The organism is Tenacibaculum sp. AHE14PA (genome assembly GCF_019278465.1).
Classification (GTDB): Bacteria; Bacteroidota; Bacteroidia; order Flavobacteriales; family Flavobacteriaceae; genus Polaribacter; species Polaribacter bernardetii.
Window position 1 is genome coordinate 1,229,942 of the sequence record NZ_CP058983.1, and the last position, 18,890, is coordinate 1,248,831.

Genomic DNA, 18,890 nt, shown 5'->3' on the forward strand with positions numbered 1-18,890 from the left:
AAAATATGGAAGTAGCAGTTGTATTTATGTTCTTATTCGCAATAATATTCGGAATCTTTTATTTATTCTATTCAACACGTAATAAAGAACGCTTGGCTTTAATAGAAAAAGGTGTGGATGCAAAAATATTTATGCAAGGAGAACGAAAAAAATCAACATTAACAGGTAGAATCATCGTTTTAAACTTAGCCTTATTATTAATGGGTATTGGCTTAGGTATTTTCTTCGGATTAATAATCGATACATACACATCTATTAATGAAGACGCTGTTTACCCTGCAATGATTTTTCTTATGGCAGGTGTAGGTTTATTTGCAGGCTTTAACATTACTAAAAAATTAGATAACGAGTAAACCTATATAATATCTTATAATGTTTAAAGAGAGTGAAACAATGTTTCATTCTCTTTTTTGTTTTTGTAATTTAGTAACCTAAATTTTTATTTGAAATGAAAAAACTAACATTATTATTTTTTATAATTACCTCAACACTAATAGCACAAACAGATGCTAAAATTTACGATATTATAAATACTATTTCTTCGGATAGAATTAAAGCGGACATAAAAACGCTTACAGAGTTTGGTACAAGAAATACTTTTTCTGATACCATTTCTAACACGCGTGGTATTGGCGCAGCAAGACGTTGGGTAAAATCTGAATTCGATAAAATATCTACCGATTGTAACAATTGCATAAACACAATGTATCAGAAAGATTTCGTTACCAAAGAAGGCAATAGAAGAGTTCCTCATGATGCTTGGATTGTAAATGTTGTAGCAATACAGAAAGGAACAAAATACCCTAACAGCTATGTTATTATGAGCGGTGATATTGATTCGCGCGCAAGTAATACAATGGATTTTACAACCGATGCTCCTGGTGCAAACGACAACGCATCTGGTATGGCTGGTACAATTGAAGCTGCTAGAGTTTTAAGTAAATATCAATTTGAAAGTAGTATTGTGTATGTTGGTCTTTCTGGTGAAGAACAAGGCCTTTTTGGTGGTGCAGGATTGGCTAAATATGCTAAAAAGCAAGGTTGGGATATTATTGGTGTTTTAAATAATGATATGATTGGTAATATTACCGGTGTGGATGGCGTAATTGACAATCGTAGTTTTAGAATTTTTTCTGAACCAGTACCTGCTAATGAAACCGAAAGACAACGAAAAATGCGTCGTTTTTATGGTGGTGAGGTTGATGGTATTTCGCGTCAATTAGCTAGATATATTCATAAAACAACAAAAACCTATATGCCCGAAATGAATCCGATGATGATTTATAGATTAGATCGTTTTGGTCGTGGCGGGCATCACAGGCCTTTTAATGATTTAGGTTTTGCAGGAATTAGAATTATGGAAGCTCATGAAAACTACACACAACAACACCAAGATATAAGAACCGAAAAAGGCATAGAATATGGCGATACTTTTAAACATGTAAACTTTGGTTACGCAAAAAAACTAACCGCAGTAAACGCAATTACAATGGCTAATTTAGCGTTGGCTCCACCTAGCCCGAAGGAAGTTGCTATAGGCGGAATAGTAGAAGCTTCTGCAAAATTAAAATGGAATAAAGTTAAGGGTGCTAAAGGTTATAAAATTTATTGGAGAGACACCACATCTCCTACTTGGGATAATGCTAGATATGTAGAGACTACTGAATTTACTTTAGACGGAATTGTAATTGATAACTTCTTCTTCGGTGTAGCATCTGTAGGACAAAACGGGCATGAAAGCGTTGTTGTTTTTCCTAATAAAATTATGCGATAATATTTAAAAAACTATATCGTTATTAAATAAGTTATAGATAATAATTAAATTTAAGTACCTTAGAAAACTCTTAAAAAAACAACAAAATGCAATTAGAAGAACTTGTTATAAAATTTAAAGAAAAGGATGTAAAGGCTTTTGAAAAACTGCATCAAATGTATAATAAAAGTGTAGAAGGTGTTATTTTTAATATTGTAAGAGATAGAGAAATTGCTGAAGAAGTAACACAAGATGTTTTTATTAAAGCTTGGAATAATGTAGATTCTTATTCACAAAAAAAAGGACGTTTCTTTACATGGATTATCAATATTGCTCGTAATGCCGCGATTGATAAAACGCGATCTAAAAATTTTAAGAACAGTTCTAAAAACCTTGACGCTCAAATTTTCGTAGATATATTAGAAACTTACGATAGTTTAGACTCAAGAACTGATACCATTGGTATTAAAAACTTTGTTAACAAGTTAAAAGACACTTGTGTTAAGGTAATTGAATTACTTTATTTTAAGGGTTTTACGCAAAAAGAAGTTTCAGAGAGCTTAGACATGCCTTTAGGAACCGTTAAAACGAGAAACAGAAATTGTATTAATGAATTAAGAATAATGCTTAAATAATGGAAGCAAAAAAACACATAGAATCTGGTATATTAGAACTTTATATTGCTGGTGCTCTTTCTGAAAAAGAAAATGAGCAAGTATATAAACTAATAATGGAGCATCCAGAAATTTTAAAGGAAGTAAGAGAAATAGAGAAATCAATTTCTTCTCTTACAGCCCATGTCGCTCCGAAAGAAACTAAGAACTCTTTTAAAGACATTTTAATTAAAATGTTACAAGAAAAAGAGCGCACAACCAAAGTTATTCCGCTAAATACTTCGAAAAATAATTGGCTTACTTATGCTGGTTGGGCAGCAACTTTAATTATTGGTAGCACTTTACTTTTATCAATAAACAAAAACAATAATTTACAGGCCGAGTTAGATACAATTAATCAAGCAAAGGATCAGTTTGAAATTCAATTAGAAAAATCTAATACGTATTTAGCGCAAAACGAAAGCTTATTAAAAGTAATAAGAGATAAAGATATTGTTACTGTGCCTTTACAAGGGCAAAAAGTACTTCCTGAAGCATATGCAAAGGTTTACTGGAACAAAAACACAAAAAACATTTACTTAGATGTACAAGGATTACCAGATCCTCCTAAAGGAAAAGTATATCAAGTATGGTCTTTAAAACTTGATCCTTTATCTCCTACTAGTTTAGGAACTATAGATAATTTTACAGCTAGTAAAAACAAAGTGTTTACAATAAGCAATCCTAATGAATCTCAAGCATTTGGTATTACATTAGAACCTGCAGGTGGTAGTATATCTCCTAATTTAGAGCAATTATATACGCTAGGAGCTGTTTAATTAATCTTTACATACATCATAAATATAGTCGCTTAAAAGCGGCTATATTTATTTACAACAAACTTATGTACATTAAAGTAATACCCTGCTTATATAGCTTAATTATAGAGACAGTAATGTATATAACTCCATATTTGCCTTCACTTAATTGTATTTAATTACACAACAACTATCTTTCCTTTTAGTATTCTGTTGATTTCTTCTAGTATTACATCGTTTTATTATAGTCTAAAAACCTTTATTTACTAATATAGGCTATGAACTTAAGATGTTTTTGGGCTACTTAAAATATTAATAATTGTTAAAACAATACACTAGTTATATACTTCATAAAATGAACATAGCCGCTTAAAGCGGCTATGTTTTGTTATCACTAATCCTTCTAAAAAAAAATGATAACAGCTAATAATTGTCCCCCCGAACAACTATATGTTTTAAAATGAATATCTTATTGATGCCTTTACTGAAAAAGGTGTCCCAGGTGTAAAATGAATTTCTTCTACTGAATTAGGTTCGTTCTGTAATCTAGATTCTGTTGCAAACTGCGTCTCGTTCCAGGCTACATTAAATAAATTTTCGACAGACAAACCAAGCGTTATATCATTCATCTTATAACTAATATTTGCATCTGCAACAAAATAACCTTCTGCTACAATCGAATTATCTTCATTTGCAGGTCTATCTCCTAAATATCTATAATCGATACCTCCAGAAAAATTATTAAAATTATTTACTGATAATCCTCCTGTTACAGTAACTATAGGTGCCAATGGTATATTATCTTCACCTGATGGTGTTCCTAAGCTTTTTGCATTAGTCAATGTAGCATCACTATTTAAATACAACCATTCGTTTATTTGGTATCTAAACCCTAAGTCTAATCCAAAACGTTCTGTTTTTCCTGAAGGTTCTATAATACCCGCATCACCAACATACACCAATTCATCTTCAGATAATAAAAACCATAAGACGGTGTTTATTGCTACTTTTGATGTAGGTTTCCATACATTTCCTATATCTAAACCGTATGCTCTTGGTAATGTTTTTCTATTTGGTTGTTTAGCTACTACCCTAGTATCATTTGTATGAAACCCAATTCCTGATTTTAAAAACCACTGAGTTTTAGCACTGGGAGTATACGTTATACTTACTTTAGGATTTACAATTACTTTTGATTTTGAAAATGTTTTATATTCATCTAACAAGTAATCATTGTATGAAAAATTTAAATAATCTAAACGCAAAGCAGGTGCTATTATAAACTTACCTAATTCAAATTCACTATTTAAAAAAGAATAATAGTTTGTTTGATGCACTGCTCCTAACTGAATTTCATCTAAAACTTGTTTTCTTTGTAAGGTGTGTGACAGCTCTAAATTATTAATTATATCTGCTCTTAAACCTGTTCCGAAAGTTACAGTTACAGGTGTGTTAGAAAGCTTTGTTTTCTTTTTAAACTGTGTATTAAATCCATAAATATCTCTATTTTCTGTTTGTTTAATTTGATCACCGTTTATAGGATCATCTAAGAAAAAAGTAAAGTTAGAAAATAGGTTAAAATTATAGTTTGAATAGAAAACGTTAGAAATAACATTTACATCGTTTTTTAAAACTTTAGAATGTTCTAAATTAATATTTGTTCTAGAAGTTGTTCCTCCTTCAGTATCATCGATACTTCCAAATCGAGTAATATTTCCATTAGCAACTTCTCTTACCGGAATTTGACCCGATGCATCCCATTTACTTGTAAAGTGCGATGCTGATAATGACAAACTGCTATTATCTTTTAAAAACGTTTTGTATTTAGAAAAAAGATTGATTCTGCTAAAATTCTGAGGAGATTCTACAAAACCATCAGTTGACAAATACTCTATCGCTACATAAGCGTTATCTGTACTGTTCTTATCTAAAAGGTTAAACATTCCTAATGTTCTAAAGGTATTAAACTGCCCTATTCCTACTTCTATTTGACTTTCATCTAAATACGACTTTGTTTTAAAATCTACATAACCGGCAGTATTAAAATCACCTTTACTAGCATAATATGGTCCTTTACCAAAGTTTATTTTTTCTATTGTTTCCGGAATTAAAAAATGTAAATCGCTATATCCTTGTCCGTGCGCATGAGAAACCATATTTACTGGTATTCCGTCTACAGATAATGCTAAATCGGTACCATGATCAATATCAAAACCTCTTAAAAATATTTGCTCTGCCTTTCCTCCTCCAGCATGCTGGCCTATAAAAAGGCCTGGTACTTTTTGTAAAATTTGTTGTGAAGAACTTACTGGTTTCTTATCTAAATCTATTCTAACAAAATTTTGCAAAGGGTCTTGCTTACTCGACAATGTCATTTCATCTAACATAAAACTCTTCATCGATAAGGTTATGACATTTGCTTTGTTAAAGTCTTTTTTGGTTAATTGTATTATTTTTTTTTCGTATCCTAAAAGACGAAACTCTACAAAATCTCCATCTTTCGCTTTATCAATCACAAATTTTCCATTTAATTCGGTATGCGTATGGCTATTACTAGTAACATTATAGACGTATACGTTCTCTAAAGGTTTGTTATTTTTATTCATTACTTTGCCAATAAACTCTTGTGAGAACATCTTAAAGCAACTTAAAAAAGTTACAAATAATAGTAGTTTAGTTTTCAAAATGATAGATTTTTTATTAGATATTTAAAATTTTCTTCTCCATCAAAGGTCCTAATTCAAAAGAACTTTCCAAAAGTTCTTTTCTTATTTTTTTTGCTTTTTCTTCTATACCATTTGCTTTATATATTTCTGCAATATGGTACTGAACTGATGGTTCGAAAGTTTTTCCTAATACACTATCATTTACAATTTGTAATGCCTTTTTATACTCTTTATTTTTATAATAATACCAAGCTAATAAATCATACGATTGCGGAGTTGGCCTACTATTTATTTCTTTTTTTATATAAGGGAATGCTTTTTCAGAATCATTAAATTCTTCAAGATATAATTTCGCTAAATGTTGATTATACATTACACCATATTGGACATTTTTTATACTTGATAAATAAAGATCTATATTATTCTTTTTAGATATAGAGTCATTTTGAAACTCTGCTATTTCAGACTTTAATAAAAAGTAATCTGGCGAAAAATGTTTATCACTTATAATATCTAAAATTCGCAATGCTTCTTTGGGGTTTCTATCATGCGAAAACACAATCCAAGCAATACCTTTTTTCGCATACGCGTTGTTATTATCTAACGCTAAACTCTTTAAATATAAATTGTAAGATTCTTTTATTTGACCATTATGACCATAAAAATCAGCTAAATTCGTATAACTCCATATTTTAAGAGCTTTATCATTAGCTTCTTCGGCTTTTTTCATTCCTTTTTCCATAAAACGAATTGCAGAAGTTAAATCTCCCTGATGATCATGCCATTTAGAAACTCTTATTAAATAATCAAAATCTGAATAATCTTCTATTTCAGACAAATATTTAGATGCTTTTTCTGTATCACCGAGTTCTAAGTAAACATCGAAAAGCATTTTATTAGTGCTATTTAAATTATCACCATTTATTGCTGCTTTTTTTAATAACTCTAACGACTCTTTAAATCTATGTTGTGATATGTAATTTCTTGCTAATGCTCGTAAACTCGATGAGTTACTAAAATTAGTTTTTATGTTTATTTGAAGCAATTTATTTTCTGCTTCTATTAGGTAAGAGATATTACCTTTTGATGAAAAAAGCATTGTGTTCGCACTTGCAATCTTTGTTAAATAAGGGTATTGGGAAGGTTGATTGTTTAATTTATTTTGCCAAAAATCAAGTTCTTTTTGGGCTAAAAAATCAGATACGTTTATTGTATTATTTAAAAAAATATTATAATCTAACTCTTTTGCTATTTTTACTTCTTTAGAAGTTGAGCAACTTACTAATATGCTTAAAATAGCGAACGAAAGAATTGTTTTTAATGTTTTCATAATCAAGAAGGATTAAATATCAATTTTTAAAAAACTGGCTGCCAATTAATCAGCAACCAATTTTCATTAAGGGGAATTCATTAATTTTAATATTATTACCAAGGGCTAGCTAAGTAAGGGAAAGACGTTAAAAACTCTTTATCATTAGCACTTACATTATCGTCTGATAAAGTTGGATTCTCAGACATTGTTAAACCAGTTTCACCTCCGAAGATTAAAATTAGTTCTACCGTAATTACATCATCAGCTAAAGCTCTACCTGTTAATACATTTGACCCGTCATAAAATGTTGTTTTACCATCTAAAGACACTGTTAAAACATCTGTTGCTAATACACCTGCAAATGCTGCTGCATCAAAACCTAATGCGTTTTCATCTCCTTCATTAAAATAAGCAGGACTTAAAGCTTTTAAATTTGTTTCAAACATTGTTGCAAATGCAGCTCCCTGATTAGAAGGTATTGTTACATTAAACATGTCTTTTTTATCACTATCTACAAATACAGTGTTAATAGCTGGTCTTCCCATTTGGTCTTTCTGTGCATAAGTTCCTGAAAAGCTAATTGGAGCATCATAATCCATATTATCTTCATCATCACTACAACTTGTTAGCGTTAAAAACGATAACATTAATATTGTTACTATTCTTATAGGCTTAAGTTTCATTCTTGTAGGCTTTGTTAAAATAAAGATTGATAGAATTGAAATTGCTATGTTTTTTATATTTTTAAGTTTCATAATTGTAGAATTTAAAATTTGATTAATGATTATTGCTTAGCTTTAGTTTCTACCCAAGTATTAATAGTTCCAGATCCTCCAACCATCAATTTAGGTAGCTCTACAACAACAGATAATACGTTTGTTTCTTTAAAAGTATCAGAACCTGGATTATCAAATCCACTTGCCGTACCACCAATAATTTCTCCATATTTAGCAAAATCCATAAAAAAAGGATCATCTCTAGGTCCTGCGAAAAACTTCATTGCTCCTTTAGCACCTATCATTGGGCTAGAACCGTACGGTGTTATTGACACACCATATTCAGAACCATCTTGTGGTAATGAACTATTTAAACCTGTTGCCGATGGTTCATAAGGACCAAAGAAATACATTTTTCCATTTCTTGGAATTGCTTGAATTACTAAATCTTCTATATAATCTAAATCAGTATCAATATTAAACTCAATTAAAACATTCTCATCAAATTTAGCCGTACTTGTTGCTGTTGGACTTAATAAACCTTGAATATTTGCCACAAAGACTAAATTATCTGTGTCTTCTGCTTGGAATGCATAAAAATCTGTAATATCACTTGAACCTCCTTTTACATCTGGAGCTTCAATATGATCTGCTGCAAAAAGTATCAATCCTATTAAAGCAAAAGCTCCTGCTCCGATAATTAATTTTATTTTCTTCATGATTATAAATTTATTAGTTAATTATTCATTCGCTCTTACTTACGAGAAAATCTCTCTTACGGTTTTATTTATTATTGTTTTTTTAAAAAATAAAGCTCTATAAATACAACACATAAGCACACATTATTTTTTTATATGAATAACAAATAGCTATTATATATTTTGTATTTTACGGTATAAACTTTGGTTGATTTTAAAAAAATGACAAAAAAAATACTTAAATATTTAGGAGCTCTTCTAGTTCTATTTCTTATGCTGTATGCCATTGGTCCTAAAGCCGAAAAACCAACCTTAACAACTCAATTACCTATTAACAAAATGAGTTTGTTAGAAATACAAAATGCTGTTTACGATGAGAATGATAACGCAAGTATTAGATTAGGTAATCATTCTCGGTTAATTTGGGCAGATAGCATTCCGAAGAAAACAGAATATTCAGTAGTATATCTCCACGGATTTTCTGCAAGCCCTGCAGAAACTGAAATTATTTACACCAATTTTGCAAAACGATATGGAGCTAATTTATATGCTCCTCGTTTATTTAAGCACGGTTTAAAAGACAAAGAGCCTCTATTAAATTTTACTGCTGAAGGATATTTAGAATCAGCAAAAAAAGCAATTGCTATTGGTAAACAATTAGGTGAAAAAGTAATATTAATATGTGTGAGTACTGGTGCTACTGCTGGTTTGTTTTTAGCTTCTGAAAACCCAGAAATTGCAGCACTAATATTATCCTCTCCTAATATTGATGTTTATGACACCAACTCTAATTTAGTTACAAAGCCTTGGGGAAAACAAATTTTAAAATTAGTAATGGGTGGTAATTATCAAACTTGGCAACCACCAAATGGCGCTGAAAAATATTGGTATGCAAAATATAGAATTGAAGCTATTGTTCAGCTGAAACTATTAATAGGAGCTACAATGAAACAGAACGTTTTTGAAAAAATAAAACAACCCTTGTTCATGGCGTATTACTATAAAAATGAAGAAGAGCAGGATAAAACCGTTTCTGTAAAACGTATGAAAGAAATGTATAATCAAATCTCTACTACTGACAAAAACAAATATCAAGTGGCAATTCCGGAAGCAAAAAATCATTCTATTGCTTCTAAATTTTTCACTGAAGAATATAAAACCGTAGAAAAAGAAATATATTATTTTGCTGATACAGTTTTAAAATTAAAAATAAAATGAGTAAGATTCTTATCACTGGTGGAACAGGATTAGTTGGAAAACAACTTCAAAAAAAACTAGAAGAAAAAAACCATAGTGTTGTTGTACTTACCCGAAGTCCGACTTTAAAAAATGAATTTAAATGGGACATCTCTAAAGAATATATTGATGATAACGCTTTTAAAGACGTTACACATATTATTCATTTAGCAGGAGCTGGTATTGCTGATAAAAGATGGACCGCTAAACGCAAAAAAGAACTTATTAATAGCCGTGTACAATCTGCTAACTTGCTTTTTAAAAAAATAAAAGATTTAAAAATTGATTTAAAAGGTTTTATTTCTGCTTCAGGAATTGGTTATTATGGCGCTGTTACTTCTAACAAAATATTTACGGAAGACGATGCTCCTGAGAATGATTTTATTTCTAAAGTTTGTGTCGAATGGGAAAATGCCGCTCATCAATTTAAACAACTAAACACTTCGGTTACTATTTTAAGAACTGGTATTGTACTTACAAAGTTAGGCGGTGCTTTACCCAAAATAAATACGCCTTTGTTTTTAGCTGCTTTAGGTACTGGCAAGCAATACATGCCTTGGATTCATATTGATGATTTATGTAACATGTATGTAAAATCGGTTGAAGATGTTCGTTTTACAGGAATATATAATGCTGCAGCTTCTGAACATGAAACGAATAAAAGTTTTACTAAAAAATTATCAAAAACTATTGGTAAACCTATATTTCCTCTTAATGCTCCATCATTTGTTTTAAAAATAGTATTAGGGGAAATGTCTTCTATATTATTAAAAGGCAGCAGAGTATCTTCTGTAAAAACATCTGCTATTTATTCTTTTATTTTTACTGATTTAAAATCAGCTTTAAAAAACATTTATCATAATGAATGATAAACTAAAAAATCCGGTTTGGTATTCTTTAAATGAAACTCATAAAAACATAGCTATTAAATATGATGGCGTACAATTTTACGATCCTGAAATTTGCCCTTTTGGGGCTTTTACCGATCACTTAAAAATAACTGCTGCTATAAATGAATATGCTAAACTTACAGAGAGTTTTTTCTTAGTTACAGAAAATGAAATTCCAATTCACGATACCAACTTCGTTACTTTAGATAGAAAAATAGAAGGCTGTCAAATGGTGTTGCAAGATTTAATTGAGATGGCAATTACGGAGAAAATTATACCACTTACATCTAAACACATCAATGAAGTTTATGATTTAGTTTGGTTAGTTATGCCAGGCTACTTTAAAAAAAGAACTTTTGAAATGGGTAAGTACTTTGGTGTTTTTAAAGACAACAAACTCGTTTCAATAGCCGGACAAAGAATGCAAACCAACGATTTTATTGAAGTAAGCGCTGTAGTTACACATCCTGATTATACTGGTAGAGGTTTTGCTAAACAACTAACTACTCATGTTACTAAAGAAATATTAAAAGCAAACAAACATCCTATTTTACATACCACAAAAGGAAACACCGCTATAAGCCTATATGAAAAGTTAGGTTATAAATTAACTCGCGAAATGAATTGGTGGCTTTTTCATAAAAAATAAAAAGCTCAGACAGTACTGTCTGAGCTTTTATTAGAAGAAAATAGTATTTACTTTTTAGTAATACTCATATTCATACTTGTTGTTAAATCCTGTCCTTGAACTTTCATTAACATTTCTATTTTAGATGTTAAAGCCACACCTGTTTTTTTATCAATATTCATGGTTCCTGTAATATTACCTGTTCCAACTCCTTCTACATTACCAGAAATATCTAACAGTACATTTTTAGCAGTAATTGAATTTACTTTATAAACGAAATTCAATTTCATTCCGTTTGCATCTTTATTCATAGACCAAGTATCACCAACTGAAACTTCTTTTTCAGGGTAAACTACATTACTAGATTGTTGTGTTAAATTATTTGCTCCAGGAACATTAGGTTCAATTTTTGTTTCGATAACCTTACCTAAGTTATCTCCTTTCGTTGTTATTAACACCTTCATCATTGGTGCCATTTGAGCCTTCATAACTTCATCTGTAGGACTTAATTCTTCCTCTTTTTTACTAGAGTCATATGACATAAATTGACCTCCTTGTGCAACATTCATTACCATATTAGTAATTTTCATATCACTTTCGTAAGTGTTATCAGAAACTGCTTTAATTTCTTGATGCATTGTCATTTCTGTATTCATAGTCATTAAACCTGCACCCATTTTTTGAGCTATTTCCATTTTCATTTCATAAACATCGCCTTTTTCATAGTTTAAACGAAGTAATACTTTCTCTTGACCTACACTTACCATTGTTATACCTAATAACAATACAACTAATAAATTTTTCATCTTTTAAATTTTATTTTTTAATTATTCTAATAGCGAATATACACAAAAACAAAAAAGGCTTAGAAAAATTTCCTAAGCCTTTGTTTACTATACTATGTTGTTATTTAAAAATCTTGATTTACATCCCAAGATTCTAATATTTCTTTTAATGTTTTAATAAACATTCCACCTAAAGCTCCATTTACAACTCTATGATCGTAAGAATGAGCAACAATCATTCTTTGACGAATTCCTATAAAGTCACCGTCTGGAGTTTCAATAACAGCTGGTTTCTTAACAATTGCTCCTAAGGCTAAAATAGCTACTTGCGGTTGATTTATAATTGGTGTTCCTGTAATACTTCCAAAACTACCTACATTTGTAACAGTGTAAGTACCTCCTTGAATATCGTCTGGCTTTAATTTATTTCCACGAGCACGACCTGCTAAATCATTTACTTGTTTAGTCATTCCTACTAAACTTAACTGATCTGCATTTTTAATTACCGGTACAATTAAATTACCATCAGGTAAAGCTGCTGCCATACCTAAATTAACATTTCCTCTTTTAATAATCTTATCGCCATCAACAGCAATATTAATCATCGGATGTTTTTTAATTGTTTGAGCAACGGCTTGCATAAAGATTGGCGTAAAGGTTAACTTCTCTCCTTCTCTTTGTTGATATGCGTTCTTTACTTTATTTCTCCAGGTAACAATATTGGTAACATCTATTTCTATAAACGACTGCACATGTGCAGATGTTTGAACAGAATCTACCATATGTTTGGCAACTAATTTACCCATACGTGTCATTTCGATAACCTCGTCTTGACCGCTTAAAGTAACTGGTGCTGCTTGCGCTTTTGCTTTAGGCTTTTCAGCTTTGGCAGGAGAAACAACATCTTTAGGTTGATTACCTCTATTTTCTAAATAAGATAAAATATCTGTTTTAGTAACTCTTCCTTCTTTTCCTGTTCCTTTTATAGTTTCTAATTCAGAGAAAGAAATCCCTTCTGTTTTTGCTATATTTTTTACTAAAGGAGAATAAAAACGATCACTAGATAAAGTATCAATAGCTCCAGAAACTTCTTCCTTAGCATCTTCCACTGTTTTCTCAACTGCTACCACAGCTTCTTTTACTTCTGCTTTTTTTGGTGCATCGTTTGAAGGGGTATCACCACCTTCTGTTTCAATAATGGCAATAGTTTGCCCTACTTGAATAACATCATCCTTACCAAATAATATTTCTACTAAGGTTCCTTCAACTTCACTAGGTACCTCACTATCTACTTTGTCTGTAGCTACTTCAACAACAGTTTCATCAATCTCAATAGTCTCTCCAATTTCTTTAACCCAAGAAGTTATCGTTGCTTCTGCAACACTTTCACCCATTTTAGGTAACTTCAATTCGTATCTAGCCATAGTATAAGTTTTTTAACGCTTGCGAAGTTACTAAAAAGCTAGCATTTTATTGAGTTTTTAGCATTAAAATATTTACAAAAAAAAACAATTACTTTAAACTATTCACAATAAAAAGTCGATTTAACAAAGTATTCCGTTTTTAAAAACAACAAGTCTCTTATATAATTATCGATTTGTTAATTAAAAATGGCTTATTTAAAATTAATAATACCTTTTACAATTAATTAATAAAAGAATAGAAATAGTATTAAATACTGTTTTAAGTACTAATTTATTACTTTTACTTGCTTCAATAATTTAATTATAAACAACAATATCTCTTTTTGTCTGCATCAATTAAACAACTTAGCTTTTTACATACTTGGCGTCCTTACCAAGATAAAATACTATCTAATTTTTCTAAGCATATAGAAGATAATCATTTTCATATTGTTGCTCCGCCTGGTTCTGGAAAAACTATTTTAGGTATTGAAATTTTAAAAAGAATAGGTAAAAAAACGATCGTATTAGCACCAACTTTAACAATTAGAAATCAATGGGAGAATAGATTGCAAGAGTTTTTTACGGAAGATTGTGATTTTAAAGAATTCTCTTTTGATATAAAAAAACCTGCTGATATTACCTTCTCAACTTACCAAGGTTTATATTCTTTTTACAAAACATTTGATAATAAAGAAGATTACTTTTTATTCTTCACCAAAAACAATATTGAGGTATTATTGCTAGACGAGGCACATCATTTAAAAAGTGAATGGTGGAAATGTTTGTATGAATTAAAACAGCAACATTTACAAACAGTAATTGCGCTTACCGCAACGCCACCATACGATAGTGAGGTTTCTGAAATTCAAAAATATTTTAATTTATGTGGTGAAATTGACGATGAAATTCTGGTACCAGATTTAGTAAGAGAAAATAATTTATGTCCACATCAAGATATCATTTACTTTTCTAAACCCGAAAGCAAAGAGATTAATACTATTGTTGATTTTAGGTTGAAAACAGCTCATTTTATTACTAATCTACTAAAAAATAAAGAGTTTATTAACTTTATAAAACAGCATCGGTTTTATACCAAAACCGAAGAAAACATAAACGAAATTTATAAGTTTTCTGCTTTTTTTTCTGCAATACTTATTTTTTTAAATGAAGCTGGCATTGTTATTTCAAGAGAGAAATTATCAATATTAGGTTTTGAAAAAAATGAGTTTGTTGAGTTCCCTAAAATAACACATAAATGGATTGAAATTCTATTTCAGCATATTCTTGTTATCGATAGAAACGAATTAATTGTGCATGAAACTTACATTAATTCTTTAGAGAAAAAACTAAGAAAACTATCTCTATACAGTAATAAAAAAGTTAATTTAATTGGAAATACTTTTTTATATAAATCACTTAGCAATAGCCCTAGTAAATTAAAGAGTATCGTTGCTATTGTAAAACAGGAACAAATCAATTTAAAAGAGCAACTACGCTGTGTTGTATTATCTGATTATATCAGAAAAGAATATCTTGATATTACTGCTACCGAAGTGAAAAGTATTGAAAAATTAGGTGTCATACCAATTTTTCATCATATTAGAATAAGTACAAAAAATAAACAAAACTTAGCTGTATTGTCTGGTAGTTTGATAATTATTCACTGTAGTTGTATTGCTAAATTAGATTTAATCGATTCGATAACAAACTACATACAAACTCCTTTAAACTCTGATACGGAGTTTGTAATTATACAATCAAAATCATCTTCTAAAAACACGTTAGTAGCAACTATTACAAAATTATTTCAATTAGGTCATATTAAAATTTTAGTGGGAACTAAATCTTTATTAGGTGAGGGATGGGATGCACCCGCTATTAATAGTTTAATTTTAGCTTCTGTAGTAGGTTCTTTCGTTACTTCTAATCAAATGCGTGGTAGAGCTATCAGAATCGATAATAACGAACCTAATAAAACCGGAATTATATGGCATTTGGCATGTATTGATACTTCTGATATTTATGGCGGAAAAGATTTAGAGATACTTAAAAAACGTTTTGATGCTTTTATAGGTATTTCAAACAATGATGAAAACATTATTTCTAACGGAATTGACCGTTTAAGTTTACCCAATGTTATTCTTGATGAAAACATAAACATACTAAATGATAACGCTAAAACTATTTCTAAAAACAGGTCTTTAATATCAGAAAAATGGAAAAATACTGTCCGTTTTAAAAAAGAAGTTGCTCACGAAATAAAGCTGTATCATAAAAAAGATCAATCTTTTTTAAAACAAAAAAAAACCTATTTAAACGATTTTGTTAAGTATTCAATTCTTGAACTTTTAATTAGTCTCGCATTATTTTTTCCTCAATTTATCTTCAAAAACTTTAATTTAATAGCGTATAAAGGTTTTTACTATTTTTTATATTCTTTACTAACTACCCTAGGTTTATCGTTTGGTTATAAACTGTATAAAACCTTTAAAATGTATTTTCACTATGGCCTTGTTCATAAAAAAACACATAAAATGGCTTATGCTATTTTAAACTCTTTATATGAATTAGAAGAAATAACCACTCCAAAAAAAGAAATTAACATCGTTGTAGATTTACTCTCTATGGGCGATGTTACTTGTACTATTAATGGTGCTAATAGATACGAAAGCAATTTATTTATTAAGACCTTAGAAGAGCTGTTACAACCTATTGACAATCCCAAATATTTAATAATTAAAACCAATTGGTTTCGTAAAAAATTAAACACTCAAAATTTTTATCCTGTTCCTGATATTTTAAGCAAAAGAAAAGAACAAGCGTTACTATTTCAAAAACATTGGAATCATCAACTTGGTAAGTCTAAACTTATTTACACTAGAAGTATTCGTGGACGAAAACATCTTTTAAGAGCAAGATTATTTCATGCTCATAACATACACAATGAAATTACAAGGAAAAATATAATTTGGAAATAACCTCTAAGCTTTAAGTTATTTAAACCCAATTTTTAGGTTTTGCTAAAACTTCTAATAATTTAGCTTCTTCACTTCCTTTTTCTGGCTCTTGATTATAAACCCATTGCACTACAGGTGGTAAACTCATTAAAATACTCTCGATACGACCGTTTGTTTTTAATCCAAATAAAGTACCTCTATCATGCACTAAATTAAATTCAACATAGCGCCCCCTTCTAACTTCTTGCCAATCTTTTTGTTCTTTATTATATGTTATATCTTTTCTTTTTTCAACAATAGGTACATAAGAGTTTAAGAAACTATTACCTACCTCTGTTACGAAGTTGTAACGATCTTGCATTGAGAACTCTTCCGTTTGCTTTAAATAATCAAAAAACAAACCACCAATTCCACGAGCTTCATTTCTATGAGCATTCCAAAAATAATTATCACACGTTTCTTTAAACTTCGGATGAAACTCTTTGCTATGTTTATCACAAGCTTCTTTACAAACCGAATGAAAATGTATCGCATCTTCATCAAACAAATAATAAGGCGTTAAATCTTGTCCACCACCAAACCACTGTGTAACGATATTTCCATCGCCATCGTACATTTCAAAATAACGCCAATTTGCGTGTACTGTTGGTACAAACGGATTTTTAGGGTGCAATACTAAACTTAAACCACAGGCAAAAAAATCACCGCTCTCAACACCAAATTGTTTGCGTAAAGCTTCTGGTAACTCTCCAAAAACTTTAGAAATATTTACGCCTCCTTTTTCAAAAATGTTTCCATTTTCTATTACACGAGTTCTTCCTCCACCGCCTTCTGTACGTTTCCAGTTATCTTCTTTAAACTTTGCTCCTCCATCTACTGCTTCTAATTTAGCCGTAATTGTATCTTGTAATTGTTGAATATATGCGTAAAACTGATCTTTCATTTGTTTAATTCTTGAGAAGCAAAAATACTTATTCTATTGCTTTTTTTAGTTGAATATTCTTAATAGTTTCCGTTGTTGCTGCTGTTACCGATAATGGCAATACCAGTATAACTCCAATAACAGGTACTAATAAAAACAGCATAAATATAATTCCGTTTCCTATTGCTGTACCTTTATTTTTCTTTACAAAATTGATACTATCCTTATATTTAAAATGACGCTCTAAGGTATAATCCATATTACCAAAACCTGCATAATATGCTTGCATAATAAATAGCAAAATTGCAGAAAAGAAACCTATAACAGGTATAAAACTAACTAGCAAAATGGGAATCGTAAAAAACAGTTCTCTTAAAAGATTTCTTAGGTTTATTCGAACACCTCTTATCAATTGTTCTTGAAAAGAAGTTTTTCTATGTTGATGCGATTCTCCTGTTAAATAATGTTCTATTTTTTCTGAAACCGGACTCATAAATGGTGCCGATAATGCCATTACAATATGTTTATATAAGAGTAAACCAATTACAACGATTAACAGTCCGCTAAAAAAAGTACTAAGCATTTCAAAGGCTTGCTTTCCAAACTCCCATTTCCAAATTCCGGCAACATAATAACCTATGTTATCTGATAAAGCATAGGCTGATAAACCAATTAAAACAGCCGTTAAAACACTAATTAATATTGGAATTGTAAAATATTTCCACAATTTTAATTTTGATATTATTTGAAACGCACCAAAGTATGCTTGTATTCCTTTTAAAATACCCTTTATCATTTTTATTTTTTTTTACTAAAGTAAAAAACCTCTTTCTGTTAGGAAAGAGGTTTTTTATAATTTATTGTAAATATTATTCGATTACCGGACTAATAAAGGCATCTAATTCTTTTTCGTTTATTGCATTTACTTCATCCCAACCCATTTCTTTTGTTGGTGATACTGCACCTCTCTTAAAGTTTAAAATTTTCTTACTACTCGTAATTAAATATGCAGATGGGTAATCTAATTTATGGATAAAACCAGCTGTTCTTATCGAAGATCTATTCCCATTTTTTTCTTTAGATGGCACTAAGAATATTCTTTTATCTAACTTCTTAGCCATTCTTTCTACACCAGCTTCTAAATCCCAAAATAACATTATAAATTTTACTTTACCGTCATACTTTTCTACCATTTTATTTAATGCAGGAATTTCTCCCCAACACGGAGCGCACCAAGTGGCTGCGGCTAATAAAACAATAGGCGTATCTATTTTATCTGTACTAATAGTTTCTCCTGTTATTGATGTAAAATCATAATTAGAAATATATTTATCTTTTATGCAGTTATACACAATATCGTCTAACATAGCTGCATCATTGCTGGCTATTGAGATACAATCGTCTACAATATCTTTATAATATATTTTCTTTTGCGAAAAACTTTTCGTAACTAATAAAAGGGTTAATAACAGTAATAATTTTCTCATTTTCAATATTTTAAGGGGATTAA

17 protein-coding genes are annotated in these 18,890 nt (G+C 30.0%); 8 read left to right on the top strand and 9 right to left on the bottom strand.

All coding sequences use genetic code 11. The features are described from left to right. Positions 1-5 precede the first annotated feature (5 nt). The 4 genes from H0I30_RS05600 (at position 6) to H0I30_RS05615 (ending at position 3,185) form a co-directional block, all read left to right on the top strand. Complete coding sequence (locus tag H0I30_RS05600) at positions 6-353, top strand: DUF6249 domain-containing protein (protein WP_218773294.1); 348 nt, start codon at positions 6-8, stop codon at positions 351-353. Positions 354-448: 95 nt separating this feature from the next. After that, positions 449-1,774, top strand: a complete 1,326-nt coding sequence (locus tag H0I30_RS05605; protein WP_218773295.1) for a M28 family peptidase — start codon at positions 449-451, stop codon at positions 1,772-1,774. An 86-nt stretch (positions 1,775-1,860) separates the two neighbouring features. Beyond that, on the top strand, positions 1,861-2,388 hold the full coding sequence (locus H0I30_RS05610; protein ID WP_218773296.1) for an RNA polymerase sigma factor: 528 nt from the start codon (positions 1,861-1,863) through the stop codon (positions 2,386-2,388). Beyond that, positions 2,388-3,185, top strand: a complete 798-nt coding sequence (locus tag H0I30_RS05615; protein ID WP_218773297.1) for an anti-sigma factor domain-containing protein — start codon at positions 2,388-2,390, stop codon at positions 3,183-3,185. The genes H0I30_RS05610 and H0I30_RS05615 overlap by 1 nt, the downstream gene beginning before the upstream one ends. Before the next feature lie 434 nt (positions 3,186-3,619). On the opposite strand, the gene H0I30_RS05620 is transcribed toward H0I30_RS05615, so the two are convergent. The 4 genes from H0I30_RS05620 to H0I30_RS05635 all read right to left on the bottom strand — a co-directional run bounded on the left by H0I30_RS05620 (position 3,620) and on the right by H0I30_RS05635 (position 8,577). Then, positions 3,620-5,848 carry a TonB-dependent receptor gene (locus H0I30_RS05620; RefSeq protein WP_370624107.1) on the bottom strand — a complete coding sequence of 743 codons (2,229 nt, stop codon included), beginning with the start codon at positions 5,846-5,848 and terminating at the stop codon, positions 3,620-3,622. A 16-nt stretch (positions 5,849-5,864) separates the two neighbouring features. Then, a complete protein-coding gene (locus tag H0I30_RS05625) occupies positions 5,865-7,160 on the bottom strand; it encodes a lipopolysaccharide assembly protein LapB (protein WP_218773298.1) in 1,296 nt (431 codons plus the stop codon). A 95-nt stretch (positions 7,161-7,255) separates the two neighbouring features. After that, entirely contained in the window at positions 7,256-7,825 is a 570-nt protein-coding gene (locus H0I30_RS05630) for a DUF4331 family protein (RefSeq protein WP_370624096.1), read from the bottom strand. A 101-nt stretch (positions 7,826-7,926) separates the two neighbouring features. Next, complete coding sequence (locus H0I30_RS05635) at positions 7,927-8,577, bottom strand: DUF4331 family protein (RefSeq protein ID WP_218773300.1); 651 nt, start codon at positions 8,575-8,577, stop codon at positions 7,927-7,929. 201 nt (positions 8,578-8,778) lie between these two features. On the opposite strand from H0I30_RS05635, the gene H0I30_RS05640 reads away from it, so the two are divergent. From H0I30_RS05640 to H0I30_RS05650, 3 genes are read left to right on the top strand one after another with little or no spacing between them, the layout of a single operon-like run. Beyond that, positions 8,779-9,774 (top strand): carboxylesterase, encoded by a 996-nt coding sequence (locus H0I30_RS05640; protein WP_218773301.1) that lies wholly within the window; start codon positions 8,779-8,781, stop codon positions 9,772-9,774. Further along, positions 9,771-10,661 carry a TIGR01777 family oxidoreductase gene (locus H0I30_RS05645; RefSeq protein WP_218773302.1) on the top strand — a complete coding sequence of 297 codons (891 nt, stop codon included), beginning with the start codon at positions 9,771-9,773 and terminating at the stop codon, positions 10,659-10,661. The genes H0I30_RS05640 and H0I30_RS05645 overlap by 4 nt, the downstream gene beginning before the upstream one ends. Continuing rightward, positions 10,654-11,331 carry a GNAT family N-acetyltransferase gene (locus H0I30_RS05650; RefSeq protein WP_218773303.1) on the top strand — a complete coding sequence of 226 codons (678 nt, stop codon included), beginning with the start codon at positions 10,654-10,656 and terminating at the stop codon, positions 11,329-11,331. The genes H0I30_RS05645 and H0I30_RS05650 overlap by 8 nt, the downstream gene beginning before the upstream one ends. A gap of 47 nt (positions 11,332-11,378) precedes the next feature. Here the strand turns inward: H0I30_RS05650 and H0I30_RS05655 are convergent, their stop codons facing one another. Together H0I30_RS05655 and H0I30_RS05660 are read right to left on the bottom strand one after the other, a co-directional pair. Further along, complete coding sequence (locus tag H0I30_RS05655; RefSeq protein WP_218773304.1) at positions 11,379-12,116, bottom strand: DUF6263 family protein; 738 nt, start codon at positions 12,114-12,116, stop codon at positions 11,379-11,381. 104 nt (positions 12,117-12,220) lie between these two features. Further along, complete coding sequence (locus tag H0I30_RS05660; protein WP_218773305.1) at positions 12,221-13,519, bottom strand: dihydrolipoamide acetyltransferase family protein; 1,299 nt, start codon at positions 13,517-13,519, stop codon at positions 12,221-12,223. A gap of 323 nt (positions 13,520-13,842) precedes the next feature. Here H0I30_RS05660 and H0I30_RS05665 point away from each other — a divergent pair, with 323 nt between their 5' ends. Next, a complete protein-coding gene (locus H0I30_RS05665) occupies positions 13,843-16,479 on the top strand; it encodes a DEAD/DEAH box helicase family protein (protein ID WP_218773306.1) in 2,637 nt (878 codons plus the stop codon). Positions 16,480-16,498: 19 nt separating this feature from the next. Here H0I30_RS05665 and hemF read toward each other — a convergent pair whose 3' ends face one another. The 3 genes from hemF to H0I30_RS05680 form a co-directional block, all read right to left on the bottom strand. Continuing rightward, entirely contained in the window at positions 16,499-17,401 is a 903-nt protein-coding gene (gene hemF / locus H0I30_RS05670; RefSeq protein ID WP_218773307.1) for an oxygen-dependent coproporphyrinogen oxidase, read from the bottom strand. Positions 17,402-17,429: 28 nt separating this feature from the next. Then, a complete protein-coding gene (locus tag H0I30_RS05675; protein ID WP_218773308.1) occupies positions 17,430-18,176 on the bottom strand; it encodes an EI24 domain-containing protein in 747 nt (248 codons plus the stop codon). A gap of 73 nt (positions 18,177-18,249) precedes the next feature. Further along, positions 18,250-18,867 (bottom strand): thioredoxin family protein, encoded by a 618-nt coding sequence (locus H0I30_RS05680; protein ID WP_218773309.1) that lies wholly within the window; start codon positions 18,865-18,867, stop codon positions 18,250-18,252. Between the last annotated feature and the right edge of the window lie 23 nt (positions 18,868-18,890).